The sequence below is a fragment of the Shewanella sp. MR-4 genome, assembly GCF_000014685.1.
Taxonomy (GTDB): Bacteria; Pseudomonadota; Gammaproteobacteria; order Enterobacterales; family Shewanellaceae; genus Shewanella.
Map to the genome: position 1 here is coordinate 2,122,334 of NC_008321.1, position 25,312 is coordinate 2,147,645.

Annotated in this window: 21 protein-coding genes; 3 read left to right on the forward strand and 18 right to left on the reverse strand. The window is 48.7% G+C overall.

Features of this window, described 5'->3' with window-relative positions:
• Positions 1-271: 271 nt before the first annotated feature.
• Positions 272-952, forward strand: a complete 681-nt coding sequence (locus SHEWMR4_RS09435) for a trypsin-like serine protease (RefSeq protein WP_011622559.1) — start codon at positions 272-274, stop codon at positions 950-952.
• Between the two features lie 160 nt (positions 953-1,112).
• Here SHEWMR4_RS09435 and SHEWMR4_RS09440 read toward each other — a convergent pair whose 3' ends face one another.
• The 16 genes from SHEWMR4_RS09440 to SHEWMR4_RS09515 form a co-directional block, all read right to left on the reverse strand.
• On the reverse strand, positions 1,113-1,463 hold the full coding sequence (locus SHEWMR4_RS09440; RefSeq protein WP_011622560.1) for a YdbL family protein: 351 nt from the start codon (positions 1,461-1,463) through the stop codon (positions 1,113-1,115).
• Between the two features lie 24 nt (positions 1,464-1,487).
• A complete protein-coding gene (locus SHEWMR4_RS09445) occupies positions 1,488-1,688 on the reverse strand; it encodes a YnbE family lipoprotein (RefSeq protein ID WP_011622561.1) in 201 nt (66 codons plus the stop codon).
• Positions 1,689-1,701: 13 nt separating this feature from the next.
• Entirely contained in the window at positions 1,702-4,914 is a 3,213-nt protein-coding gene (locus tag SHEWMR4_RS09450; protein WP_011622562.1) for a YdbH domain-containing protein, read from the reverse strand.
• Between the two features lie 257 nt (positions 4,915-5,171).
• On the reverse strand, positions 5,172-6,359 hold the full coding sequence (locus tag SHEWMR4_RS09455; RefSeq protein ID WP_011622563.1) for an aromatic amino acid transport family protein: 1,188 nt from the start codon (positions 6,357-6,359) through the stop codon (positions 5,172-5,174).
• Between the two features lie 727 nt (positions 6,360-7,086).
• A complete protein-coding gene (gene hisIE / locus SHEWMR4_RS09460; protein ID WP_011622564.1) occupies positions 7,087-7,746 on the reverse strand; it encodes a bifunctional phosphoribosyl-AMP cyclohydrolase/phosphoribosyl-ATP diphosphatase HisIE in 660 nt (219 codons plus the stop codon).
• 44 nt (positions 7,747-7,790) lie between these two features.
• On the reverse strand, positions 7,791-8,564 hold the full coding sequence (hisF, locus tag SHEWMR4_RS09465) for an imidazole glycerol phosphate synthase subunit HisF (RefSeq protein WP_011622565.1): 774 nt from the start codon (positions 8,562-8,564) through the stop codon (positions 7,791-7,793).
• Positions 8,546-9,283 carry a 1-(5-phosphoribosyl)-5-[(5-phosphoribosylamino)methylideneamino]imidazole-4-carboxamide isomerase gene (gene hisA / locus SHEWMR4_RS09470; RefSeq protein WP_011622566.1) on the reverse strand — a complete coding sequence of 246 codons (738 nt, stop codon included), beginning with the start codon at positions 9,281-9,283 and terminating at the stop codon, positions 8,546-8,548. Before hisA ends, hisF begins: the two co-directional genes overlap by 19 nt.
• A gap of 131 nt (positions 9,284-9,414) precedes the next feature.
• The gene (gene hisH / locus SHEWMR4_RS09475; protein WP_011622567.1) at positions 9,415-10,065 is read right to left on the reverse strand and encodes an imidazole glycerol phosphate synthase subunit HisH; all 651 of its coding nucleotides are present in this window, start codon (positions 10,063-10,065) and stop codon (positions 9,415-9,417) included.
• Between the two features lie 146 nt (positions 10,066-10,211).
• Complete coding sequence (gene hisB, locus SHEWMR4_RS09480) at positions 10,212-11,303, reverse strand: bifunctional histidinol-phosphatase/imidazoleglycerol-phosphate dehydratase HisB (RefSeq protein WP_011622568.1); 1,092 nt, start codon at positions 11,301-11,303, stop codon at positions 10,212-10,214.
• An 82-nt stretch (positions 11,304-11,385) separates the two neighbouring features.
• Entirely contained in the window at positions 11,386-12,576 is a 1,191-nt protein-coding gene (gene hisC / locus SHEWMR4_RS09485) for a histidinol-phosphate transaminase (protein ID WP_011622569.1), read from the reverse strand.
• A gap of 66 nt (positions 12,577-12,642) precedes the next feature.
• Positions 12,643-13,944, reverse strand: a complete 1,302-nt coding sequence (hisD, locus tag SHEWMR4_RS09490; RefSeq protein ID WP_011622570.1) for a histidinol dehydrogenase — start codon at positions 13,942-13,944, stop codon at positions 12,643-12,645.
• Between the two features lie 3 nt (positions 13,945-13,947).
• Entirely contained in the window at positions 13,948-14,847 is a 900-nt protein-coding gene (gene hisG / locus SHEWMR4_RS09495; RefSeq protein ID WP_041409034.1) for an ATP phosphoribosyltransferase, read from the reverse strand.
• Positions 14,848-15,510: 663 nt separating this feature from the next.
• The gene (locus SHEWMR4_RS09500) at positions 15,511-16,338 is read right to left on the reverse strand and encodes a hypothetical protein (RefSeq protein ID WP_011622572.1); all 828 of its coding nucleotides are present in this window, start codon (positions 16,336-16,338) and stop codon (positions 15,511-15,513) included.
• 65 nt (positions 16,339-16,403) lie between these two features.
• Positions 16,404-16,730, reverse strand: coding sequence for a hypothetical protein (locus SHEWMR4_RS09505; protein ID WP_011622573.1), 327 nt, complete (start codon positions 16,728-16,730; stop codon positions 16,404-16,406).
• A 54-nt stretch (positions 16,731-16,784) separates the two neighbouring features.
• Positions 16,785-17,237: an acyltransferase gene (locus SHEWMR4_RS09510; protein WP_011622574.1), complete on the reverse strand. Its 453-nt coding sequence runs from the start codon at positions 17,235-17,237 to the stop codon at positions 16,785-16,787.
• Between the two features lie 87 nt (positions 17,238-17,324).
• On the reverse strand, positions 17,325-17,666 hold the full coding sequence (locus SHEWMR4_RS09515; RefSeq protein WP_011622575.1) for a hypothetical protein: 342 nt from the start codon (positions 17,664-17,666) through the stop codon (positions 17,325-17,327).
• 302 nt (positions 17,667-17,968) lie between these two features.
• On the opposite strand from SHEWMR4_RS09515, the gene SHEWMR4_RS09520 reads away from it, so the two are divergent.
• Entirely contained in the window at positions 17,969-19,948 is a 1,980-nt protein-coding gene (locus tag SHEWMR4_RS09520) for an ATP-dependent DNA helicase (RefSeq protein WP_011622576.1), read from the forward strand.
• A 74-nt stretch (positions 19,949-20,022) separates the two neighbouring features.
• Here the strand turns inward: SHEWMR4_RS09520 and SHEWMR4_RS09525 are convergent, their stop codons facing one another.
• Both SHEWMR4_RS09525 and SHEWMR4_RS09535 read right to left on the reverse strand, forming a co-directional pair.
• Positions 20,023-21,972 carry a TonB-dependent receptor domain-containing protein gene (locus SHEWMR4_RS09525; RefSeq protein ID WP_011622577.1) on the reverse strand — a complete coding sequence of 650 codons (1,950 nt, stop codon included), beginning with the start codon at positions 21,970-21,972 and terminating at the stop codon, positions 20,023-20,025.
• A 357-nt stretch (positions 21,973-22,329) separates the two neighbouring features.
• Positions 22,330-23,847 carry a methyl-accepting chemotaxis protein gene (locus tag SHEWMR4_RS09535; RefSeq protein ID WP_011622578.1) on the reverse strand — a complete coding sequence of 506 codons (1,518 nt, stop codon included), beginning with the start codon at positions 23,845-23,847 and terminating at the stop codon, positions 22,330-22,332.
• Between the two features lie 470 nt (positions 23,848-24,317).
• Here SHEWMR4_RS09535 and pheS point away from each other — a divergent pair, with 470 nt between their 5' ends.
• Positions 24,318-25,301, forward strand: a complete 984-nt coding sequence (gene pheS, locus SHEWMR4_RS09540; RefSeq protein WP_011626306.1) for a phenylalanine--tRNA ligase subunit alpha — start codon at positions 24,318-24,320, stop codon at positions 25,299-25,301.
• Positions 25,302-25,312 lie beyond the last annotated feature (11 nt).

The window sequence follows — 25,312 nt, forward strand, 5'->3', positions numbered from 1 at the left end:
CCTTTCAGCATTAAACCTTAGAGTTAAAGCCTAGGGGTAAATATTAAAAAGCGCGGTGAACACAAGTTCGCTGCGCTTTTGTTTTCTACGGATAAATCGCGATGTCATTCAACATGTCATATTGATCAATCACGCCTGAATAATCTGGATGCCGCGGCTATATCTCAAATGAGAAAAAGCTGTTAAGTTCTCGACATTAATGATGATTCATTCTCGATATTCTCATCACGCAATATTGGCGAATAAATATACGCAAGGATAGGAGTTCAATATGAAATGGATGTTCGTACTGTTACTGGCGATAACCAGTACCGCCAATGCCATGATTATCAGGCATGATGTGGATGACGCGAAATATCAAGCGGCGGCGCACGTGGCTAATGAGCTAACGGTCGGCAATAAGGTGCAATTTAAAACGCATTTTTACCCGATTAAAGACGTGATAAAACATCCACTTTGGAAAGAAAGGCACTTTCCCTACGATATTGCCTTGGTTCAATTGGCTTCTCCCATTGAGGATGCAACACTCGCTAGATTGAATCATGCCACAACCGAAACGGGCAAAATCGCCACCTTCGTCGGACGTGGCGATTATGGTAATGGACTGGTGGGCGTTGCGGGGGCCGACAAACAATTACGCGCGGCACACAATGCCGTGGTCGGGGTGCAGGAGCAATGGTTGCAATTTATCTTTGACCGTGACGCGAATGCCTTACCATTGGAGGGGATAAGTGGCCCAGGAGATTCTGGTGGCCCCGCGTATCTCATCTCGGCCGATTCAGTTTGTCTTATCGGTGTCAGTTCATGGCAAAATGCCGAGTCAACCAATTGGGAAGAGGGCAAGTATGGCGTGATTGAACATTACTCACGTATTTCCTACTTTCGGGATTGGATTGAGCAAACCTTATTTCAGGCATCAAAGATTGTGCTCGCTGGCTGCTCTGATAGCTAAAAATGCTTATGCCTTAAAGTGCTGTAATCGATGCGATATGGGCGTACAACCTCAGCATAAAACAGGTGCGTTTTTCATTCCGTGATCAATGATAGAGACAAAAACGCCTGCGATTGCAGGCGTTTTTGTCACTGCTTAGTCGCTAAGCAGTGTTAACTCTCTACTTTTTAACCCATTTTCCTTGGGCGTTTTGCACATAGTTGCCTTTATCTGTGGCGGCGATGGCTTTTTCACCGGCAAGTTTGGCCACATCGGCGGCGGAGATATTGTTCTTTTTCGCGATGGTCTCGTAATGGGCGCGGCGTTTGTTGTTCACATCGTCCATCACGGCTTTGGCCTCGCTATTATTTTGCACTAGGCCCAGATAGCCATTGAGCTGCTCACCTAAGTAACCTTGGGATTTGGCTTCCTGTAGTGACATGGCAAAGGCATTTAAGCTGAATAAACTCAGGCCGAGCAACAGCAGTAATGTTGGCTTTCGTAGCAGGGTTTTGAGTGGCATTGATTTCATCGTATATTCCTCAATTCTTAGTGATTAGAACAACTTATCATCTGATAGAAGCTGATCTAGCTCCTTATCCACTTTGATTTTTATCTCGTGTTCAATTTTCACATTGAGATTAATCACAATCGGTTTGTCAGGCGGCTCAATCTTTACCGTTGGCGCACAGCCTTGCAATGCCGCCAGTAGCAGCAATGCACCTAAACTCACTTGCTGTAATTGAATGATCTTCACTGAGGTTTCCTTGTTACTTCACGGATTTTTCGATTCTGTCCTGCAGATCGTTACCAATCTGAAGACTCCTGAATAATTGCAGCATGTTCTCTTCATGAGAGTAATTCAAGTGGATGGGGCGTTCAATCCCTCGGCTGCGGCCTTTGACTTCCACTAAGAGGTTGGCATCGCCGGTTTGATCCATATCGAAACTACTGGATAACTGGCTGTATTCTAAATGTTCTAGTGCCGAAAATACAAAGTCGAGATAAGGCTGCGATTGACGCATTTGATCGACCGCCGGATTGCCTGAAATCGCAATAAGGCCACCGGGCGCACGGGCCGCCAACTGGCCACCGCTGATCGAGACTTTGCCATCGACCAAATCCACGGGTAATACACCATCGAAAATTCCATCGGCATAGATACCAATTTGCGGCTGAATGCGCAGTACTTCCTCAAGGCTCATGCCCTGCAATAATAGATAGGCGTGGGATTTGTCCTGCAATTTTAAATTAAAATCAGGCAGTAAAAACTGGCCGCTCAATACTTTGCCCTTGGCGGTCATCGACACGTCGGTATCACTCAAGCCCGTGAGTTGTTGCAGCCAATTGTCGGGAAGCTTTTCGGCATCCTTGGCGAGGACAATATCGGCCTCCACTTCGATATCGGTCAAGGGAAAGCCGGGATCGAACAAGTTAAAGGTCATCATGGTCTGCGGGCAGTTCAGTCGGCTTAAACTGCTGAAATAGCCTGGCGCTTGCGGCGCCTTATAGGATTGCCCCCAAGTGAACTCGCATTGGGCCTGTAATTTCCCGCCTTCAAAGGTCGTGTCTTGATAAAAACCTTCCAGCTCTGTCATCGACTGGGTAATTTGCATGGCAAATTGAGTCTGTTCTGGCTCATGTGTCAGCTTAAATTGTGCCTGTAATTGGTTATGGCCTGTCACATTTAACTCAGCGGGCAAGGGCTGGGTTTGATTCAGCAAAGATAGCGCTTCTGTCATGCTGGTATCGACAACCCATTGGCCCGTTAATAGCAGTGGTTTATGAGGCGCGGCTAACTGTAATTGATGGTCGCTTTGCAGCTCAACCGTGCCGACTTGCCACTGTTCATGGCCGTGAAGACGTTGGTTTTGCCAGTTTAACGTCTGCGCGAGTGCCAAATTATCCAGTTTAAGCACAGTCTGTTTACGTGTGCGGCCTTTGGCGCTGAGCTGCTTTTCAATCAAGAGTTGCTGCGCTTGCCAGTTCACTTGATTACTCAACTGACTCGATTGGATAGCATTTTCAATGGATTGCAACGAGGAGTAATCGAGGGTCATCGCCTTTGATGTCTCAAGGGAGAACGCCTTGAGGCTAATATCGTTGCGACTGCTCTGCACTGCGGCGGCGCTGTTGCTGTTGTTGTTGCCAGTAAGATTCTCTACCGCTTGGCTCACGCGCAAGTGCGACAGGGCGAGTGATAATGGCGGCAGATTCAAGGCAAACTCGGTCGATTGCGCGCCAGTCGTATCCTTAGTCGCTAACGGGGTTGCACTCGCGGCCATGGGGGCCTTAGCGTTGAGCTGAATACTGCCAAGGCTTAACTGCGTTTGTTTAGTTTGATGCTCGGCGGCTTGCGCAGTTTGCTGTAGCTGCAGATCTTCAAGTGCAAATTGTAAGGTATCGCTTGAGACATTCGAGTCACTCGTCACTGGCGCTGTGCTGATTTGCCAATTCAGTCCTTGAGCTGACTGAGCAACACTGATATGACCTGCTGTTTGCAGCATTCCCGCTCCCCAACTGAGATCCTGCGGGGCTGCATGCCAAAGCTCCCGCAGTGTCAGCGGGGTCGTTTGCGTAAGCGCCAGTTGCCAGCGGCTCGCGACCTTCCAAGCATCTGGCGTGGGCGTTAACTGGATATCTTGTAAGCTAATACGCGTCTCAAGCTTACTGCCTAGGGTGGTTAACTCGAATGCGGGCAGCGCTATGGGTTCATGGGTGTTCGCCTGAGATGCCAGTGCATAGTGCAGTGGCGCTGTCATCGAAAAGGCAAGGCCCACGGGCGCCTCGGTGCTTTTGAGCCCCGACAGCAGGGTAAGGAGCGCTTGAGAGTTTTCATCGCTCAATTGCAGAGACTGATTAAGCACCGCTAATAGCTGCGTGTGCTGTGCGGCATTGGGTGTGAGCGCAAGACGAAATGGCTCGAGGGTGAGATTAAGTGAAGCAAGTGATCCACTAAGCTCAAACCCCAAAGCAGGCTGCGGCGCGAGCGTTAAGTCGGCAAAATGGCTTAAGCTGATGCTGGGCTGCTGAATGCGGTGGTGGCTTGTTATTTCGCCACTGGCGAGTGTCATCGTGCTCTCAGAACTGAGTTGCCCACTTAATCCTATCCCAAGTTGTTGCCACTGTTGATCCCACAGGGTTAATTGGCTGAGGATGCTCCCTTGGGTTTGGCGCAGGCCAATTTGATGCAGGTTTTCCAGTAGCGGCGCGATATTCAGTTCGCTCTTCAAGCGCCATTGTTCGTTGCCAAGCGTCGCGGCAAGCTGGGCTAACGGTTCACCCTCAGGGCTGCTAAAGGCTGTGGTTAATTCAGCTTGATGATTCAGGCTGAGTTTATCCATCACCAGTTGATAGGCAGGAAACTCTGCCTGCGGCGCTAATCTGAGCGTGGTTTTACCTATATCAATTAAAGGTAAGGATTTGATATTTAACGCCAACGCTGGCGTTTGTTCATCGGCGATGGTGGGGCTTCGCTCCAGCAGCGATGCGCCGAGTTCAACGTCTATCTCGCCCGTGCTAATGCGCTTGATTTTTTGAGTCAAGCTCTCAACTTGGACAAGTTGCTTAAGTTCTTCAAGGCTTTTGGGCCAGTTGAGTTCAAGCTGAATATCCAGATTATTGATCACTAAATGCGAGTCATGTACACGCAGGCTCGCAGAGCGAATGTGCCAATGTTCTAAGCCCATGGGGCCTAAACGAATATCGCTAAGCTCACCGTCCATGCCGCTTAAGGCATAATTCGCGACGCGAAGGATCAGGGCTTCGGTTTGACTGTTTATTATCCAAATGGTTAGCGCCGCGCCAGCTAACAGGCCGGCCACAGTGGTGGCAATCAGGCTTTGTTTTAAGCGCTTTTTGAGTGTAGAGCTGCGGCGGTACGCCGCCGAATCTGGCGCTGCGGCCGCAGTCGCTTCTTGAGGCATCGCCTGATGCGCGTGCTCGGCAGTCTCCTGATCTGGCGATGTCGGCGTGTTAACCATGGGGTTCGAATGTCATCCTTATCATCAGCGCCTTGCAATTGTTCCCCGTGGGAGCGTGAGGCGATTTGGGGCTGCCGATGCTGAGCGGCAACCGGGATTAGCGGCAGTTTAACACTCAAGCCGCTGGCTGACTAATAAAGAACTTGGCAATCTTGCGCGAAGCAAGACTGAGTGCCTGTGATTATTCATCTTGATTTTACAGGCACTTATACGGCTTAAGCTTAAATAGCTTTATCGCGATTGTTTATCTGTACAGCTTATCCCAAGAGCTGAGCGCCAATCACGGCCACTCCGCAGAGCATTGCCAACAGTAAACCGAGCTTCCCCCCTGCGACGCGGTAACCCTGTGGCAGATTCGCCTTATCGCGCGTTTGTCTTTGAACCCACACCATGGTCACGGGTAAAAAAATCGCGAGGATCACGAGGGCGATTGCCGCATAACCGAGGGCGGTAATAAATCCCTGCGGGTAAAAGAGGGCAAACCCCAGAGGAGGTACGAAGGTAATGGCGGCGGTAACACTGCGACCCACGGCATTATCCTGCTGCCTTAAGTTAGCCGCCATAAAGTCAAACAGACCGAGGCTCACCCCTAAAAAGGAGGTGGCCAGCGCCAGATCGGCAAATACACTGATGGCAGAACTTAAGTATTGGCTGTGCAATACACTGGCTAACTGATTGATAAAGCCCGAAAGACTCTGATTCGTCATCAGTTGGCTTTGACTGAGTACGCCTTGACTGCCCAGTTGCCACAGCAGGTAAATGAGCAGTGGTAACGCCGAGCCGAGCAGCATGATTTTACGCAGGCTTTTTACCTCAACGCCTAAGTAGCGCACCACGGATGGAATCGAACCATGAAAACCAAAGGAGGTAAAAATCACAGGTATGGCTGACACGATAAGCCCTTGCTCTAGCGGCAGTTCGAGTAAATGTGTGCCTTCAACCTGTGGCAGTAATAAAGCCAGCATTAGGATTAACGCAATGATTTTCAAACTAAAGAGCACGCGATTAATCAAATCGACACAATGGGTGCCTAAGCCGACAATGGTGCTGACTAACAGGGTAAAGAAGATGGCGCCCGCCTGTGGCGGAAGATTTAATCCTAACCAAGCATTGAGCTTTTGATTGACTTGCTCGCCGCCACCCGCGATATAGGCGGCGCACAGGGCGTAGAGTAAAAACATCAGGGCAACACTGGCAATCACTTGGCCCTTAGCGCCCAAAAGCGTGCGCGCTAATTGGTTCAGGCTCGCATCACTCGGGGCAAATTGATGGATTTCAACCATCAGCAGGGCGGTGTAGGCCATCAGCGCCCAGAGGAGCAACATAATGATGCTCGATACACCAAAACCGAGTCCTGCCGAGGCGATAGGGAGTGCGAGCATACCCGCGCCAATGGTGGTGCCTGCAATCAGTAGCAAACTACCGAAAAATTTATTTTGTGTCATAACTTTACGCTCAAACGTCTTTATTAATGGCTCAACTGTCTCAGTTGAGTGCTTTATTGAGGAGCAGTGCAGAGTGGCGCGTGATACTGGGAACTAAAGGGTACGTGATGTACCTGTATTGTGATCGTGGCGCAATCTGCGGATCGTTGGGGATATGGCCACAATGGAAGGTCAGGCGAGTGTGCCTATCTATGCCATTGCGGCTACAGATAGGGATAATAAGCTGTGGTAATACGCATAAAACTCGCCTTTGCTTGGGGTTAATTCGGCATTTAATAACATCGAGTGACTTGAGCACATCTAATGGCTTGCTCACATCACATAACGAAGGCAATTCGCCCTGTTTTTAAATTTGTCTTAAATGTTAATAAGTTGCGTCAATGCCTCGTGCGGGTTAGAGGACGCAGGCTACGATAGGCAGTTAAGGTGTACTTGTCAACCATTACAGCAGTATTTCGCTGATTTTTTGTCAGGGGCTAAGTGTACAATTTGTGTGACGTTGTGCCGTTTTTAGCTGAAGCTAAGGGGGACAAGACGGACTGTGGAGGCGAGGCTTTGGTTAGCACTATAAGGGGTTGGCAACAGCCGGAGTTAGAACAGCAGTGATTAGGTACAGCGGGGGTTACTACAGCAGGTGAATAGGCCGTAACTGAATGCAAAATCAAGAATACTCTGCCGTAGACCAAAAGGAATGCGGCAGAGTGGTACTTAGAGGTTTGAAAGCGAGCTATTTTTGCTGCGCTTTTTGATGGCGAGCGAGCAAGTTGGCGTTAATATCACTTAAGCTTAGTGATTGATCTTCAAGCAAGACTAACAAGTGATACATCAGATCCGATGCCTCGTTAATCAGCTCCTCTTTATCGTGAGTCGCTGCGGCCAAGGCGGTTTCTAATCCTTCTTCACCGACTTTTTGGGCGATACGTTTAGTGCCTCGGGCAAAAAGGGAAGCGGTGTAGCTCGACTCAGGGTTTTGCCCCTTACGTGAGGCGATAAGCTCGGCTAGATTGTTTAAAAACGGGTGAGCATTACCATCGAGCCAGCAGCTTTCGGTGCCTTTATGGCAGGTTGGGCCATTGGGCAACACCTGCACCAACAGGCTGTCGTTATCGCAGTCTTTATCGATGGCGACCAATTTTAGGGTATGGCCCGAGGTTTCCCCCTTGGTCCATAAACGTTGCTTAGAGCGGCTAAAAAATGTCACATCACCAGTCACCAGCGTGTGCTGCAGCGCGGCTTTATCCATAAATCCGAGCATTAACACCTTGCCCGATAGGTGATTTTGGATAACCGCAGGGATAAGCCCCTGTTGTTTTTCCCAGTCGAGGCTATTGACCAGTTCTGCGCTTGCTGGGCCTTGGCAACAGCTTGAAGTGGTTCCAGTTGTCATATCTGCATACCTTATTATTTCTATCAATCGCTACTGATGTTGAGTTACTGGCGAATGGCGATGCCTTCGGCCGCTAAATACTGTTTTAACTCGCCGATATTGATAATGGCTTTATGGAACACGCTGGCCGCCAGCGCTGCATCCACCTTCGCCTCGATAAACACATCGCGAAAATGTGCCATAGTGCCAGCGCCGCCCGAGGCGATTAAGGGCACATCGCACAGCTGGCGTACTAGGCTTAACTGTTTGATATCATAGCCACCGCGCACGCCATCTTGGTTCATCACGTTGAGCACGATTTCGCCGCAGCCGCGTTTTTGTACTTCTTCGACCCAATCCTGAGTGTACCAAGCGGTTTCTTTGGTGGCGGCTTCATCGCCGGTAAATTGCTTTACTTTATAACTGTCGCTTGCCGCATCATAAAAAGAGTCTATGCCGATCACTATGCATTGACGGCCAAATTCATCCTGCAGGCGTGAAATTAAACTCGGATCGCTAAGAGCGGGTGAGTTGACAGAAATCTTATCCGCGCCAAAGGCCAATAACTCACGGGCCTGGCCGATGGTTTTAATGCCGCCGGCGACGCAGAAGGGGATATCGATTTGCTCTGCCACTCGGCTCACCCAAGACTTATCGACCACTCGGTCGTGGGCACTGGCGGTGATATCGTAAAACACCAGTTCGTCGGCGCCCTCTGCGGCGTAACGCGCCGCGAGTGGTACTATGTCGCCAACAATTTCATGGTTGCGAAACTGTACGCCTTTGACCACGCAGCCATCTTTCACATCTAAACAGGGGACTATTCGTTTGGCCAGCATTGGATTGCCTCCGCCACATTAAACTGATTGATAAGTAAAGCTTTACCGATAATGATGCCCGCGGCGCCACTGTCTCTGACGGCGGCAACATCCTCAAGGGTGGCAATACCGCCCGAGGCTTGCCAAGCAATATCGGGATAGCGGCTGGATAGCTCACGATAGAGTTCGGTATTGGCGCCTGTGAGGGTGCCATCACGGCTGATGTCAGTCACCAGCGCATGTTTAAGCCCAACTTGGCTAAAGTCTTCGACGATAGATTCTAGACTCTTACCGCCACCGCTTTGCCAGCCAGAAACCGCAACGATTTTCTCGCCGCTCTGATTGATATTGACATCCAGTGCGAGGCAAATAGCCTCGCTGCCAAACTTGTTAAACCAGCCTTTGACTAACTCGGGCTCTTTGACGGCGAGCGAGCCTATCACCACGCGTTTAACCCCAAGGGATAATAACTCGGCAACTTGTTCTTCAGTGCGGATCCCGCCGCCCACTTGAATATTGGCGCTTAGCCCCGCAGTCAGCTTGGCAATCAAAGTCGTTTGGCGTTTAGCGGGTTCTTTGGCGCCAGTTAAATCCACGATATGCAGCCAGTTTGCCCCTTGGTCTTGGTAGGATTGCAACTGGGCCAGGGGGCTTAAATCGAAGGTGGTCTGCTGCCCATAATCCCCTTGGTAGAGCCTAACTACCTTGCCATCAATTAAATCAATTGCTGGAATGATCATCTGTTGTCCTTAATTCTTTGGCGCATTTGCTGCCACGCTTTATTGCTGAATGTAGTGGCTGAAACAAGCTGGTTTAGTCAAACTTAGTTTCACCATACTTAGCTCAGTCGAAAGCTAATAGGCGATTGCATTTACTGCATTTTTAAAAAGTTACCTAGGATTTGTGCGCCCACGGCGGCGCTCTTCTCGGGGTGAAATTGCACGCCCATAAAGTTGTCTTTACCGATGGCGGCGCTAAAGTCCTCACCATAACGGCATTGTGCCAAGGTGTAGTCGCTTAATGGCGCGCGGTAGCTGTGCACAAAATACACATAACTGCCGGCTGGAACACCGGCAAACAGCGGGTGAACCTGAGACGGATTGCTAAAGGTCAGTTGGTTCCAGCCCATGTGCGGCAGAGGTAAACCTTCGGCCTTAAGTGTTTGACGGTCTAGCTCGTCAATCTCGGTTGGAATAATGCCTAAGCATTGGCAATCCAGCGCTTGGCCGCCGCGTTCTTTAGAGAGCTGGGTGAGCATTTGCATCCCTAAGCAGACACCCAGCACGGGTTGAGTTAACCCTTGAATTAATTCGACTAAGGCTTTTTCTGATAATGAAGCCATCGCGGCGCCAGCGCTGCCGACACCTGGCAGAACAACACGTTTAGCGGCTTTAATGCTGGCCTTGTCATCGGTGACTAACACCTTAGCGCCGAGGCGCTCAAAGGCAAAACGGACCGAGCTTAAGTTGGCGCAACCTGTGTCTATGATGACAACATCAAATTCATCTATGTTTGCTGACATTGGGTTTTCCTATTGATGGGTCAGTGGGGAAGTGGTTTGTCGCCACATTCCCGAAACTGCCCCTCGTTAAAATCATCAGGCTTTGTATTATTCGCTCATCAATCTGCATCAGGTCATTACACACCTAACTCAGGTTGAGTGCGCTGTTAGAGCACGCCTTTACTCGATGGTAAGACATCACCTTCAACTTTGATTGCATGACGCAGCGCGCGGCCCAGTACTTTAAATAGCGCTTCGACCTTGTGGTGATCGTTATCTCCTTCGGCTGCGACGTGCAGGGTGCAGCGTAGGCCATCGGCAAAAGATCGGAAAAAGTGCGGCACCATTTCAGTGGCCATTTCACCGACTTTTTCCCGTTCAAATTGGGCGGCGAATTTAATAAAAGGTCTGCCAGAGAGATCCAGTAAGCATTCGCCCTTGGCCTCATCCATCGGCAAACTAAAACCAAAACGAGCAATACCGCGTTTATCGCCAAGGGCTTGGCGTAGTGCATCCCCAATCGCCAATGCCGTGTCTTCAACGCTGTGGTGATCGTCTATCTCGAGATCGCCATCGACATTCACCTCCATTTTGAAGTTTCCGTGGGTGGCGATTTGATCCAGCATATGGTCGAAGAAACCAATGCCAGTGTTAATGGTGCCTTTGCTGGCATTGTCGAGATCGACAGTCACGCGAATATCGGTTTCCTTAGTGGTGCGTACCACAGTCGCGGTGCGGCCCTTGTTGAGTAAGGCATCGGCAATCGCGTCCCAGCCTAGGCTGCCACGCTGATATTGAAAGCTTTTAATCCCCATGGCATTGCCCAGTTCCACATCTGTGTGTCTGTCACCAATCACGGCGGACTGAGTGAAATCGATGGTGCCTTGGGTCAAAAAGTCTTTCACCAGCCCTAGTTTTGGTTTGCGGCAGCTGCAATTTTCATCGTTAAAGTGCGGGCAGATGAGTACATCTTCAAACTTAACCCCTTGGCTGGAGAGAATTTGCATCATCATATTGTGCGGCGCATCGAAATCTTCCTGCGGAAAGGAAGGGGTACCGAGTCCATCCTGATTGCTGACCATCACCAACCTAAAGCCAGCTTTTTGCAGGCGCAGTAAGGCGGGGATCACTTGGGGCTCGAATACCAGTTTGGCGAGGCTATCGACCTGTTTATCGGTGATGGGCTCTTCAATCAAGGTGCCATCGCGGTCGATAAAAAGTATTTTCTGGGCGACATTTGGGGTAAATACTGGGTTCATGCTGCTACCTTTCAATTCAGTTTGTTATCTTTATAAAATCAGTCTATTAGGCCAATGCTGCGTTTATACTTGCGCTAAATGCTCACAGCTTTTGCGATTCAAATAGCGACACTAAGCGGTCGGTGTCAGCCTCAGAGCTAAAGCTAAAACGAATGGCTTTAGCCAATCTAGGGTCCTTATAGGCCCGCGCGACAATGCCATTGTCGATAAGCAGCTGTGCCACTTTTGCCACATCGTCGAATTCGGCGAGTACATAGTTGCCATTGGGTGTTAGCACGGCGCCGCCCCATTGTTCGCAGTACAAATTCAGCGCCGCCGCGAGTCGCTCGCCCTGAGCATTGAGCGCTTTGACTTGGGTTTTCATCCGCGCAATCCCAGCAGCTGATAGTGCTTGCACGGCCACTTCACTCACGGGCAATGGCACAGGATAGGGCGCAATCACCCGCATGATGATTTCGATAATCTCTTCATTGGCGAGCAAAAAGCCGCAGCGCGCGCCCGCTAAGGCAAAGGCCTTTGAAAGAGTGCGTAGCACCACAAGGTTTGGGTAAGACTCGAGTAAATCGGCGACGCTATATTCGGGGCAAAACTCGATATAAGCCTCATCGACAACAACAATGGCGTCGGGCAGGGCTTGGATGGCTTGCTCTATGCGCGCCTTCTCAATCACAGTGCCAGTTGGGTTATTGGGATTACAGATAAACACTAACTTAGCGCCGCGCGCGGCCGTCGCAAAGTCACTTGGGAGACAGTACTCCGCCGTTAAGCTTAATGCCTTAACGCCCACATTAAAGGTTTGCGCGCTAATGGCGTACATGCCGTAAGTGGGCCCAAAGGTGGCAATTGAGTCGATACCTGGGATACAAAAAGCACGAATAAGTAGCTCGATGGCCTCATCGGCGCCGCGGCTGGCGACAATTTTGCTCTCCGCAACACCGCTATATTGGCTATAGGCATTGATTAACGCGGGCGGTTGGCACTCGGGGTAACGATTTAACTTAGATAAATCGAGTTCGGCAACGGCCACATTATTGAAGGGCGATTCGTTAGCGTTGATCCAAATATCCCCACGACCACCCAGCCTGCGAGCACTTTGGTAAGGCGTTAACTCGAGCAGCTCGGGCCGCGCAAGACGGGCGGCAAGGGTTGTTGGCTCGATGCTTGTGTTATCGAGAGTATTGTTGTCGAGAGTATTGCTGGCGCAATTGGCGCTCGGAATATTTGTCACAGGCACATTGCTCGTTGGTGCTTGGCTAGTTGGCACTTGGCTCATCCTATTCATCCTAAGTCTGGCTACGACTTTAATTAAGCGTACTGTTGATTGCGTTACTTATTTACATCAGTCCTTAAGACTGGCTAAGCGTATCGCGACCGCATTTTTATGGGCATCGAGTAACTCATTGCTGGCAAGGGTCATCACCGCTTGTCCGAGTCCGAGTAGGCCCTTGGCACTGAGTTCTTGCACCGTAAAGCGGCGGCTAAAGTCTGCCAAGGAGAGGCTAGATACCGCGCGGCTATAACCGTAAGTCGGCAATACATGGTTAGTCCCACTGGCATAATCCCCAACCGATTCTGGTGTATAGGCCCCTAAAAACACTGAGCCTGCGGCGCGAATATGATTTAGTACGTCCCGTGGGAAACGGGTTTGAATAATTAAGTGCTCTGGCCCATAGCGATTCGACACGAGCGCCGCTTCTTGCATATCTTTTACCAAAATGGTGCGGCTGCCTTTTAGGGCGGTTGCGGCAATCTCTTGGCGCGGCAGGGCGGCCAGTTGTGACTCGAGCGCTTGATTGACAGCTTGTGCTAATGGCTCAGAATCCGTGACTAAAATGACCTGCGAATCAGGGCCATGCTCCGCTTGCGAGAGTAAATCAGCGGCAATAAACTGCGCATTAGCATCGCTATCGGCAATCACCAACACCTCGGAGGGTCCCGCTGGCATATCGATAGACACTGTGCAGCGACCATCTTGAGAGACCAAACGTTTGGCCTCGGTGACATAACGATTACCCGGGCCAAAAATCTTATCGACGCTAGGAATCGTTTCAGTACCAAAAGCGAGTGCGGCAATGGCTTGCGCGCCGCCAACTTGATAAATTTCACTGATCCCACAGGCGTTTGCCGCATACACAATCGCATCGTTAATCGGCGGCGGACTCACCAATACGCGTTTTTCGCAGCCGGCAATTTTTGCTGGCAGGGCCAACATCATCACGGTCGAAATGAGGGGCGCGCTGCCGCCGGGAATATATAAACCCACTTTTTCAATCGGTTCGCTACGAAGCTCGCAGCGAACACCCGCTTGGGTTTCAATCTCTATGGGGCGAAATTGCTGCGCGCTGTGGAACACATCAATATTGGCCATCGCTTGGGCAATGGCGGCTTTAAGTTCTGCCGAGACTCGTGCGCTGGCGGCGCTAATCTCGCTTTCACTTAAACGCAGGCTGTCGATATTGGCACAATTAAAGCCATCAAACTTTTGATTAAACTCTTTCAGCGCCGCATCGCCACGGCTAGCCACGGCATCAACAATCGCCCGAACACTTTGTTCTAAGCCGCTGTCACCAATTAAAGGTGAGCGTTGGAGCGCGGCTTTTTGTTTATCGACGGATAACGCTGCCCAAGTCAAAATATCCATAGATCACCCCATCATTTTTTCAATTGGCATTACGAGGATAGAGCTGGCACCGAGCGCGGTGAGCTGCTCCATGGTGTCCCAGAATAAATCTTCGGTACTGACGGCGTGGATGGCCACTCGATTAGTATCGTCGTTTAATGGCAGCACAGTCGGGTTTTCGGCGCCGGGCAGCAGGGCGACAATTTGATCTAAGGTTTCAGTGGGGGCGTGCAGCAAAATATATTTACTTTCACGGGCGCGGATCACGCCGTTTACGCGGGATAAAATTCTGTCGATTAGCGCTTGTTTGCTCGGCGTTTGGGTTTGGGTCGATTGAATAATACAGGCCATGGAGCGGTAGATGACTTCGGTCTCGTATAAACCGTTGGCCTCAAGGGTGGCGCCGGTGGAGACTAAGTCACAAATGCCATCGGCAAGCCCGGCACGCGGCGCGACTTCAACCGAGCCTTTTAACATACAGTCGCGATAACTTATGCCTTTTTGTTGCATAAAACGGCGCAGCAGGTTGGGGTAGGAGGTGGCAATTCGCAAGCCTTCCAAGGATGAGGCATCGGCATAGCTAAATTCGGTTGGCACAGCTAACGACAGGCGACAAGCACCGAAATCCAGTTGGCGTAATTTCACAAACTCGGCGGGTTTATTTAAGGTTTGACGCTCAATCTGCTCTTCTTCGAGCACGTTCTCACCAATAATGCCTAAATCGACCACGCCATCCATCACCAGCCCTGGAATATCATCGTCACGCACTCTGAGTAAATCGATAGGCATGTTGTCTGCGTGCGCGATAAGACGTTGTTCGTTAATGGAAAACTTAACACCGCAGCTCTTGAGTAATTGCTGTGAGTCGGTGGATAAACGGCCAGATTTTTGGATGGCGATGCGTAAACGGTTTGATTCAGTCATAGTCTTGTCTCGCTCAAAGTTAACAAATTCAAAATGATATTCTTTTGTCGCATGGTTTAACTGGTTTCTATGTTTGGCCGGCATTTGTCTAGCTAACATATTGAAATTACATACTAAACACGGGTTAAGTTGTAAGTTAAAAAGCCTAAAAGCAAAAACCCCCGGAATTCCTTCCAGGGGTTAGTGATCATCTTTGAATCAGTCCGCCAGAAGGATACAGTCCTCCGGCAGTGAGCGTCCGAAGGCTACCGCATATGGTGGTGATGATGGTGGATAGCGTTCAGTAATGGGCTCATATGACTCTCTATACTCTGTATTCTGTTGAATTCGGTGCTGATGGATACTTATCCATCGAACGTTTTTTTAAGCTAACCGCTTTCTGTGTCGTTTGCAACAGCTAATTTTAACTAAATAAGAATATTTATGCGCTTTATGAAAATGTTTCATCTTGGTGGTCGATGAAGGTAAATCAACCGATTGCAAGAGGGGACTACTTGAGGTTTGCTAGGGATGGGCAGAAAGCTGACTCTACGTTTAGAACCGTTCGGCAGCTAGGATAGCGGCAAGGATGGCAGATTTTATCTAGCAGCATCCTATAGACTGGCGATTGAGTATGAGTGTCAGTCACAGCGCTAATGCCGAATTAGTGCTGTGACATCCCTTTTACCGTGTTAAATATTCTCCAAACAGGCGATCAACTGTTTGTTGGCAATATTTGTCTTCACCACGCCAATATTCGGCAAATACCCAGTCATTTTTGCCTTGGCGTTGTCTATCGAAACAACGGGGTTTTAATATTCCCAGACTGGCTAATATTTCGATTAATATTTGTCGTTCAGCTTTGCTCGATTTTATTACACTCGCTAATCTTTTCTCCAATGCGCTGGGATAATCGTTCGGCTCAGATGTTTCGATAATCGTTAATATTTCCCTAAAACAGACAATATCTTCTGACGTCGGCTCTGGAATATCGGCCTTGATAAATTGGTTTAAATCAAAATAGGTATACAAAATATCGCCATGGCGCACGCCGCCCCATTTAATGCGCTCGAAATTGAATACGTTAATATCCATCTCGTTATAGGATTCACTTCCTCGGATGCCATATTGACTGTCTCGGCAAATGCCACAGGTATAGGAGTGTGCCGTTGGTTTGCCATCCGTATAAGAAGTGCCTGAAATGACGGGCGCATATTGGTGTGATGGGATTTTTTGGGCGATCGCATAGGATGCAAGGGATGAGCGCCAATCCAATCGCCTAGAGGTTAGACTGCTTAAAAATCCTTTTGTTACTTGTGTTTGCGATATGTCTTTCACTAGCGCCGTGATGGCAAGGATGCATTCATCGTGGGAGATAGTTAAAGGATCAAACATTAATCCTTTCGATTTGGCGTAGTTAAAGTCGGACTCGGGGAGACTTCTATTTTTGGCGTCAATCCAACCATTCTTCCAATAGGTGGAGAATAAAATCCTTTTTGCTTTTTTATCCATATCTGATTCTTTTTTATCTTAAATAACTGGGTTTAATTTATCTTATAAAATCTCAATTAAAGCGGTTAACACTCTACATTTATATAAGCATCGTTTTGATAGTAATAACTGACGGCATGAATTAAGTCATGCAAGGTAGCATTTGGCAGCTGTTGCACTAAATTAGCCTTGATACTTTGTAAGTCCGCAATGCTCAAAACGTATTGATAGCTTTGGGTTTGTGGGTAGAGAGGTTCATCCTGTTGGTCGCGCTCTTCTTCAAGTTCATCGTCAATGATTAACACCGACATTGTGGGACTTAATGGTTGATCTAGGGCTTTATACACATCCAAGTGCCACGAAAAAGAACTGAGTTGGGATAATAGGGTTTCCAAGGTTAATGTTAATCGCATGAAATATCCTTTTGAGCGAGCATCATTTACATCATTAGGACGAGTTAATTAGGGTTAAGGATTCAATAGACCCAGCATGAATCCGGTTAACGCAAATGATGAGAAAATAAACAGAAAATTAATCAAGGCCCGCATAATCCAAGGTAATGCGCTGTAGGAAAGGCCATATTTATTTGAGGCAATCACGATAATCCCCATGATGCCAAACCAAGGGGTAAAAAAGAACATGGTTTGCCATTTAACTAGAGCGACGGCGAGATCATGTAGCGCACCGCTGACCAAAAAGGTGACGAGTACGGCGAGCCACATGGGCAGAAACTGACTGGTTGGACGCATGACATTACGTGATAAATAATAACCCCAAATCGGATTCCAATAATGCCAAAAAATGGGGAATGACTTAGCGCCAAGGGCGCGGGATAGCATATTCCTCATCGAGTGATTAGCACCCAGTGGCACACCATTTCGCTTTTTCACATATTGTGACAAAGATAATGTCGTTTGCATGGTTAACCCCTATGCTCCACGCTTACCTTGATAGTTAGCTATCTGCAGTCTGTTTTGCTGTCTAAAATATACGGTTATCAATATTGATTACAGCACTGCATCAGGCAAGCAGTAAGTTATGCTTTTATCTGCCATAGCATAACAGGTTTGGTCACTCTTTTCGGGGGACGGCCTAATGAAGATACCTGGGTTGCCATTAACACGAATAAGCTGCGATTGATTATCCTGTTTCATAAAAATGGTACCTCCATTTTCGAGCAAGACATCAACTAGGTATTCGCTCATATTGGCGCAAATTGCGATTTCACAAGATTCAGAGCGTTCTTCCTGCCCATTAATAACGAGGCATTGTGAAGTCACCTCATCACAACCCGCCCATGAGGCGGGGTTAAAAGCCAACAATAGTAAAAAACCAGAAAGGTATTTCATTGAATCATCCTGTCGCGTTATAAACGTTCATCCGTGGCAAGGAGCACCAATCTTTTAAGCGTATTTTCGACTGGCCACCAAACTTCGTAATATTCTCGCATAGAACTATGTTCATGTTGAATTCGGCGCAGGACTGAAACTATTGGTATTATTAGACGGGCTTAATTACACTGCGGCTTTACGGAGTCAGGCTCCTTAATAATTGTTTACGACTTAAGCCACAGTCCGCCATCTTAGAACCGTATTATGTTAACCCTATTAAAGGACCTCGCACGCCCTTGAATCACTCCCGACGCCCAGCGATGCGGCAAGCCAAACTTCAGCAATCCAATCAGCAGTCGAGCGACGCTCAACGTCCAATGAGCCGATTGGCGAGTGAAGTGCTGCGCGCTTTTGCCAGCGATGGGGTGCTTGCCAAGCATATTCAAGGGTTTAGTGCGCGTCAGAGTCAGGTTGAAATGGCGCAAGTCATCAGTGAAGCGATTGCGAGTAAGGGCAATGCACTGATTGAAGCGGGAACTGGGGTCGGTAAAACCTTCGCGTATCTAATTCCGGCGATCTTAAGTGGCAAGCAAGTAATCGTGAGCACGGGCAGTAAAAACTTGCAGGAGCAATTGTTTCTAAAGGATTTACCCGCATTGACATCTATGCTTGGGATTGCGCCCAAGCTTGCCTTATTAAAAGGCCGCAATAACTATTTATGCCAGCATCGACTCGATAGGCAGATGCAGGAGGCCAGCCATATTGAGGCGCGCTTATTGGATGATTTACTCAAAATCAATCAATGGGCGGGTATGAGTAAAGATGGCGATATCGGTGGCTTAACCTCTGTTGCCGAAAACTCTCCCGCGCTTCCCTTAGTGGTCAGTACCAAAGAGACCTGTCTTGGGCAGCGCTGCGAATTTTATGATGCCTGTTTTACCCGTAAGGCCCGCAGCCGCGCCATGGACGCAAAAATCATCGTGGTGAATCATCACTTATTCTTTGCCGATAGCGTGTTAAAGGATACGGGCTTTGCCGAGCTGTTGCCCGATCCCGATGTCGTGATCTTCGATGAGGCGCATTTGTTGCCAGACATCTGCGTCAGTTACTTTGGGCAGCAATCGTCGAGTCGCACCATCGATGATTATCTGCAAAAGTTATTGCAGATTTATCAAACTGAGCTCAGCGATACGGGGCAGATTGCTCAATTCTGTCAGCGCTGTTTAACCAAGTTAAGTGATTGGCATAATGCGTTATTTTCGAGTGGTGAGTCGGACTGGCGGATGCAACTTGGTAATAAATCCATCGCCTTAGCCTCTTGGGATTTATTGGCTGAATTAACCGCACTGCAAAAGCTGCTACTTGTGCACGTGGGACGCAGTGAATTATTGGATGATATTGCAGTAAAGCTGACTGAGCTTAATCATAAACTGAATCAATTTTTTAATTGTGATAACCCGCAGGCGGCGTACAGCGTTGAGTTTGGTAGTCGATTTGTCATGCTGCGAATGTCACCCATCAATATTGCCCGCGAGTGCCAGCAGTTATTTGTGGCCAGTACTAGCTGGATTTTTACCTCGGCGACCTTGCAAGTGAACCGCAGCCTAGGGCATTTTGCACAGGAGCTTGGGATAAGCGATGCCAAGGCACATATCTTAGACAGTCCCTTCGATTATCCGCGTCAGGCGTTATTTTGTGTGCCGAGGCAACTGGGGAATGTGGCGAATCAGCAGCAAGCGCTTAAGCAGTTAGTCGATGTGTGTGTCAAAGCGATTGAGGCGGCGCAGGGGCGAACCTTTATTCTGTTTACCAGCCATAAAATGCTCGAGCAAACCGCGCTGGCATTGCGCACACGAACTCAATATCCGCTATTGGTGCAAGGGCAGGCGGGCAAGCAGAGTCTGCTGACCAAGTTTCGCCAACTAGGGAATGCGGTGTTACTGGGCACGAGCAGTTTTTGGGAAGGGGTGGACGTGCGCGGCAAGTTATTAAGCTGCGTAATTATCGATAAGCTGCCCTTTGTGTCACCCGATGAACCGCTTTACCGTGCCCGCGCCGACAATATCAGCCGTCAGGGCGGCGATCCTTTTACTCAAGTATCATTACCTCAGGCGATTATTGCACTCAAGCAAGGGGTTGGACGTTTGATCCGTGACGAAAAGGACTGCGGCGTACTCATTCTTTGTGATAATCGAATTGTGAATCGCGCCTACGGACAGGCCTTTTTAAACTCCCTGCCGCCGATGTCGCGCACCCGAGATTTAGACCAAGTCCTGCAATTTTTAAGGAAAATCCCTTAATCGCCTATTGATCTAATACGTCACGCTGGCCGAACAACGGATGAAAAAGGCCTGCGGTTGCAGGCCGTTAAGGATTAAAAGCTTGCCGTTACCCCAGCATAGACACTGCGGCTCTTTTGAATGTAATCCAAATCGGTGGCAATTTGATCGCGCTCGGCGTCCGTCAGGTTAGTCACCCCTAGTTTGACTCTAAACATTGGGTTTATTTGATAATTAACACCGATATCTAATGAGCCATAACCATCAGATTTTACTTTAGCTCGCAGATATTGTTCACCCGTGTAGTGGTAGGCGATAAAGGTGGATAATCCCTCCAGCGCTTGCCATTGCAGTTTGAGGTTATAGCTATCTTCGGGTGTTAGGGTAAAAGGCGCACCATTTTGCTTATCCTTGGCATCGGTTTTACTGTAGTTGCCACTCAGGCTTAAGCTGTCGGTTAAGTCGTACCATGCCTGCAATTCCCACCCGGTAATCTTAGCTTCACTAACGTTTTGATAAGTGAGTACCGCGCCAGGGGTTCTGTCCCAGGTTTCGGTGATGATTTTGTTTTCCACATCATTGTGGAAATAGGTGACTGAACCGCCAAAATCGTCCGCTTGATATTGGGTCGATAGCTCGTAGTTCACCGAGGTTTCGGGTTGTAAATCGCCATTACCGGCCACAGAGCAGGCGCCGCGACAGGCTGGGATAATATAATCGGCTTGAGACTGCGACATATTCGGAGCTTTAAAGGCTTTACCCCCACCACCTTTGACTACCCATTCGGAACTGAGCGGATAAACCAGATACAGACGAGGGCTAAATTCGGTGCCATACACATCGTGGTGATCGACACGCCCGCCGAGGGTGAGGCTAAGCTCCCCTAAACTGAACTCGTCCTGCAGATACAGCGCCGCTTGGCTATCGTCTAGCGTGCCATCGCCTAAAATATTGCGGCTGTTCTCAAGTTTGGTCCAACGGTATTCGGCGCCGCCAGTGAGCATATGTTCGCCGAGTAACACTGTGGTTTGCCCATCAAGATTGTGGTTTGTTTGAGTAATATGGCCAATTTGTGCGATCAGCGCCGAATTATCGGTCACTTCGACATTTTCATAATAATAGCGTAAGCGCGTATCGCCCCAATCCCAGCGGCCATTATGGGTAAGGCCTGAACTGATCCGTTCTGCCTGCTGGTTGTTGGTCAGGATAGTGCCGTAGTTATTCCAATCGGATTCACGCTCATCGTTGGCGTAACTGATATCAAATTGCAGATCCTGCTGCGTGTCGATTAACCATTGTAGATTGGCTAAGGCGCTGATTTCATCCCTATCTTCAAGCGCATCTATGGCCGGTTTTAAGTCAGAACGCCATGCATCACGTTTATTGCTATCTACAATCAAGTTCGCCAGCAGTTTGTCTTTAATGAGCGCACCGCTGCTGTAGAAGTTGTATTTAGTGCTATCTCCACCTTCACCACTGGTTGGCGTGTCGTATTGCACGCCAATACTGGTTTGCCAGCTTTCGGTCGGTTGACGTAGGATGACGTTGACTACACCGCCCAAAGCTTCGGAGCCATAGAGGGACGACATGGGGCCACGGACAAGTTCAATACGCTCGATGGCTGACATGGGGATAGACGATAGGTCAAAGTCATTACCGTAGTTGGAGGTTAGCGCCTGACGGGAATTGACGCGGCGACCATTGATTAAGATTAAGGTGTAGTCGGAATCTAGGCCGCGAAGGCTGATTTCGTTACGGCCATAGGGCGTACCTTCACTGATATTCACTCCCTGTAAATAGCGAACGGCGCTGGCGAGATCGTCGATCACTAAAGCTTCAAGCTCACTACGATTGATCACCGAAACCGATGCTGGCGCCGAGAGCTCAGAGTGTTGTGTTTGAGTGGCAGTGATGACCATGCGCTCCATATCGGGCTCATCTTCTGCTTGAGCGAGTGTCGCGGCCGCGCTCAGAGTTAAGACGATGGCGCAGGTGAGGGCGTTACGGGAAAATCGCGGCAGGCGGATATCAGGTTGTGCAGGCATTTCATTCTTCCTTGTAAAATTTTGGCGAATGATAATTATTCTTAAATGTGCCAGCAAGTTGCTCTCGTCGAGAAACGTGTAAAGCTAGTGTAAATATTTATATTAATAACAATAAGATATGGTATCTGATGCGGTTATCTTTTGGGGCGTGATAACAGAAGGACTAGCCAATCACCTATACAAACGACTGGCGCTCCAACCCATGAATTTGTTTGGTATCCAGCGCAATAAGATGGTGTTAGAGAAACTTAAAAAATCAAATACGCAAGCGAGGGAAGAAAGGGGAAAGGACGTTACAGAAGAAATAAAGAAGGGATAAAACTATCCCTTCTTAGCTTAACTCAGACTTTTTAAGGATTAGACTTTTAATCCAACCATCAGTTGGTCAAGTTGTCCTGCTGTTGCCTGCAGTTCATCACAACCCGACACAGATTGGTTCGCCGATTGCTCGACATCGTGGGATTGATTGCGAATTTCCATCAGATTGGTCGCGATTTCGTTAGCCACTGCCGATTGTTCTTCGGCTGATGTTGCGATTAGCACACTCATTTCGAACACGCGGCTGCTGTGATGGGCAATTGACTCGAGATCTTTACCCGTTTGCAGCACATGTTGCTTGCCTTCACTCGCTTGGCTAACGGTGCGCGACATGACTTGCGTCAGGTTGCGGCTACCTTGTTGCAATGACTCGATCATCGATTTGATTTCAACCGTTGCCGCCTGTGTGCGACCGGCAAGGGTTCTCACCTCATCGGCAACCACGGCAAAACCTCGGCCCTGTTCGCCAGCACGTGCCGCTTCAATCGCGGCGTTGAGGGCGAGTAGGTTAGTCTGCTGCGAAATGGCATTAATGGTCGATACCACTTCATCAATTTTACTGGCGTTTTCGTTGAGGATATTCACCGCATCTGAGGCCGCAGAAATCTCATCAGACAGTACATCAATCGCGCTAACTGTGGTTTCAATATCCTTAGAGCCTGCATTCACCTGCTGATTCGCCTCTTGGGTTTCGGCTGAAGATTGCTCGGCGTTACGCGCCACTTCTTTAACCGCGGCGGTCATTTCTTCCATCGCTGTGGCTAAGGAGTCGAGATGCTGACGTTGATTGACCGCAAGGGCTTGTCCTTGCTGCGCCGTGCTTCTAAAAGATGAAACCACTTCACGAATTTTGCTGGTGGATTCAGCGATTTGCTTCACTAGGGTATGTTGACGTTCAACGAGAGTGTCGATGCTGATCGCAAGAATGCTGAACTCATCTTTCACTTCGAAGAAGTTTAATCGGCCAGTCAAATCCCCCGAAGCGGCACGTTTGAGTGCCATGACTGTGGTATAGAGTGCGCCGCCCACAAAGGTGGAAATGTAATAGCTAAAGAGAAAGAGCACGAATAACAGCACCGCCATCACGCTATAAACCAAGAGATTATCGGCAGATAGCAGGGCATCGAGTTGACGCTCGTCGACGGGAATAATGGTTAGCATATTGTGCTCGTTCACCGAGCTTATGGCTCTATTAGGTGAACTGCTGGTATCGATACCGCCACCACTGCGTGCAATGGTTTGCGCGCGGCTGTCGGCCTCTGAAACCGTGACAATCTGTATATTCTGCGAGCCTTGGCTCAACATATTCGGTAGATTTTGGCGTTCTTGCTCGGGTAGTTTGTTATAGATCTGCGCCGCGAGTTGATTGATTTTCTGTGACGAGTCCTGAATGCCGTTCAAATGGCTTTCGAGCAGGGTGTCCCTAAACTGAGTATTTAAAAAGACCGCTAATCCCACAATCATAATCATGGGAACTAGGGCGAGAATTGCAAATTTGGTTTTTAAGGTCATGTGGATAAGATATTGATCTATCCAGCGAAATTTAACTTCTTTCATTAGCGCCTCGATAAATTGGGCTGTGACCAAATGGATATCGGTCGGTTTGCCATAGACTTTATGCTTTTCTGCTTCGTAAGCTGTTGCTTGTATTATTGTTGTCCAATTGCGGCATTTTTGTTTGTTTTGCTGCAATTTTGGCAAGGTACAAACATAAGTTTACAGTTTAGTTACATCGGTCGCTAGTAGTTAGTGTTTGATGAAGCGACTGCTGTAAAAATCAGCAAATGTTTTTCCAAGGCGTCAAACTCAACGGATTTGTTGGGGTAACACATGAATTTGCATGATAAAAACCCCGAATAAACCCTAGTAATATGCTGCTCGCTCGCGTAAAATTTCTCTCCTTTTATTTCGTTATAGCTAGCTAAGCGTCTGGCATTAACGCCCGATAACCTGAGCACCCAAATAGCCTGAAAGTTTGGCGCCCATAGCACTTGTTTATCAAGCGCGACTATGCAGTGGAAGAGAAAATGCAGCAGTTAACTGAGATCGTAGAACAAGCCTTAGTCATTATTGACCAGGCCAGTGATCTAAAAGCACTGGATGATATCCGTGTCGATTACCTGGGTAAGAAGGGTAAGATCACCGACATGATGAAAATGATGGGCAGCTTAAGTCCTGAAGAAAAACCCGCTTTTGGTCAGGCGGTCAATGATGCGAAACAGGCCATTCAACAGAAATTAACTGAACGTATCGACGGCCTGAAAAGTGCCGAGCTGGAGGCCAAATTAATCGCCGAAAAGATTGATGTGACGCTACCAGGCCGCACTATCGATATCGGTGGTTTACACCCAGTGACGCGCACCATTGAACGTATCGAAACCTTTTTTGGGGAATTAGGGTTTTCGGTAAAACAAGGGCCAGAAATCGAAGATGACTTCCATAACTTTGACGCCTTGAATATCTCTGAGCACCACCCAGCGCGTGCCGACCACGATACGTTCTATTTTAATCCTAAGCTGATGCTGCGTACCCAAACCTCGGGCGTGCAGATCCGTACCATGGAAACTGAAAAGCCGCCATTGCGGATTATTTCACCGGGTCGTGTGTATCGTAACGACTACGACCAAACTCACACGCCAATGTTCCACCAAGTGGAAGGTTTGCTGGTGGATGAAAACGTTAACTTCGCCGAATTAAAAGGTGTGTTACACGACTTCCTGCGTAACTTCTTCGAGGAAGATTTGCAGGTGCGTTTCCGTCCTTCTTATTTCCCATTTACTGAACCTTCAGCCGAAGTAGACGTGATGGGTAAAAACGGCAAATGGTTAGAAGTGTTAGGCTGCGGTATGGTGCACCCAAATGTGCTACGTAGCGTGGGCATCGATCCAGAAAAATACTCTGGTTTTGCTTTTGGTATGGGCGTTGAGCGTTTAACTATGCTGCGTTACGGCGTAAACGATCTACGTGCGTTTTTCGAAAACGACCTGCGTTTCCTGAAGCAATTTAAATAACGGAGCTGTAT